This is a genomic window from Moryella indoligenes, from assembly GCF_030812885.1.
Classification (GTDB): domain Bacteria; phylum Bacillota; class Clostridia; order Lachnospirales; family Lachnospiraceae; genus Moryella; species Moryella indoligenes.
This window is the reverse complement of record NZ_JAUSTO010000036.1, coordinates 1-1888: the sequence shown is the minus strand read 5'-3', so window position 1 is coordinate 1888 and position 1888 is coordinate 1. Positions and strand designations below refer to the sequence as shown.

2 protein-coding genes are annotated in these 1888 nt (G+C 44.7%); one reads left to right on the top strand and one right to left on the bottom strand.

Going from position 1 to position 1888, the window contains the following annotated elements:
* Nucleotides 1-650 (top strand): transposase (locus J2S20_RS12030; RefSeq protein WP_307255571.1); only part of this gene is annotated, 650 nt, incomplete at its 5' end.
* 166 nt (nucleotides 651-816) lie between these two features.
* Here J2S20_RS12030 and J2S20_RS12025 read toward each other — a convergent pair.
* Nucleotides 817-1521, bottom strand: a complete 705-nt coding sequence (locus tag J2S20_RS12025; protein ID WP_307255570.1) for a Crp/Fnr family transcriptional regulator — start codon at nucleotides 1519-1521, stop codon at nucleotides 817-819.
* Nucleotides 1522-1888 lie beyond the last annotated feature (367 nt).

Here is a 1888-nt window from a genome sequence, read left to right as displayed (position 1 = left end):
ATCCTATTTACAGAGATTCCTTCATACACTCTCGCCAGCAAAAATACATGTTTGACAAACATACGCATCGCGTTGAAGGACGGATTGTCAGCATCAGTCAACCGTACCTGAGACCAATCGTTCGCGGAAAGGCAAAGGCCCCGACTGAGTTCGGTGCAAAATATGATGTCAGCATCGATGAAAAGGGGCATGCCCGGCTGGAAAAGATCCAGTTCGACCTATACAATGAAAGTTCCGTATTTCAGAGAGCGGTTGAGGCGTACTATCGGCGTAACGGCCATTATCCCGAAAGGGCGCTGGTTGACCAGATCTACCGGACGCGAAAGAACCGTGATTACTGCAAAGAGCATGGAATCCAGATGTCGGGCCCCAAGCTTGGCAGGCCGTCCAGGAAAACGTCAACCAAGGAGGAATACCAAGACAATACCGACCGGATCGAGGTTGAACGCTTCTTCATCCTGGACAAGCGGTGCATCGGCGCAGGACTGATCATGGCCAGCATGTCAGATACGACATTGTCATCGATTGCCCTGTCAGTGTTTGTGACGAATTTATTTGCGATTCCTGCTGGCAATATTTTTTTGCTTTATTTTGCAGAAAGCGAAAATGGATCGGATTCCATCCATTTCATCGAATTCGAAGCTGCATAACCTCATACCGCAGATGTACATAGTTGTTCGTGATTTTTCGGAGGCTTTGTTGAGCAGGCACTATTTATATGCTAACAGCATACTGCTCATGAAGAGCCTAGCCAAATGCCCGCAGTAAGTTTTTCATTACTACTCCGGGCATTTATAGTTAATTCCACTCCTTCCCTCAATAGCTCATCATTTCAATATCAAGTAACTTCCTGTAATCAAGGATAGTTATAAGGCTCCTTTCCGTGCGTATGAGTCCCTCGCGTTCCATACGACTCAGTTCGCGTGAGAGCGTCGTGCGATATGTTCCAAGAAAATTGGACAGTTCGGTGCGGTTCATCTTTATGTCAAACTGCATTGAACCCGCATACTTGCTTGAATATATCATATACCTTGCAAGCTTCACTTTTACAGATTTGCTGCTGATAATCTGCTGGCGGTCAAAATCGTCCCTGATGTGGATGGTTAACATCTCGTATATGTTTGAAAGAATCTGTGGTGGAGTTGATCTGATAAACTCAACAGAATTGAGGCTAGACGGGATATCAAAGAAAGCAACAGTGCAATTGTCATGGCTGTAAAGCGTGGTAATTGAATTATGCTTGTTATAAAAAATGGCAATGAACCCGAAAAGGTAATGCTGGCCGCCGAGTCCTATAAGCGTGTGCCCGCCATAGAAGCTGTCGGAATAGATACCTACCGTACCGCTTAGCACTATCCCTATGCGTTTAGAAATCTCCTCACGTGTAATTATACAATCGTTTCGGTCAAATTTAACAATGCTGCAGTGATAATTTTTTACAAATTGACGAATTTCGTTCTCAGAAGTGTTCTTGAACAAAAAACTCTTCTTGATTTTATTTAGTTCATACTCTATCAGCATAAAAATCTCCCTTAAACATAGGATCAGTTGAAATCCTAACTTCCATTTTGAAGCGGTAACTTCCACCTTCGCCCGGATTGCAATCGAAAGTCCTGAAAGTCCTGTTTCTTAGCCCGAGTGTATGAAGGAATCTCTGTAAATAGGATTTCCTGTGATATGATTTTTGCCAAACAGCCCAGATGATAAGCGGTTCCGGCCGTTTGGCGGTTGCTTCGTATATAATCCATACCGGATGGTATGTCAAGAGCAGGCAGGGTTTCTGCCCGTTTTTGACGGTATTTGGAACTTAGTCCGGCAGCCGATCCTCGTAATGATTGCTAGCTCGCCATAAACCTGACCCCAGTTCCGGATTGGCATGCTCCACCTC

Excerpts from the sequence above, each read along its gene's own strand:
- J2S20_RS12025 (WP_307255570.1), bottom strand. The coding sequence starts at position 1,521 with ATGCTGATAGAGTATGAACTAAATAAAATCAAGAAGAGTTTTTTGTTC.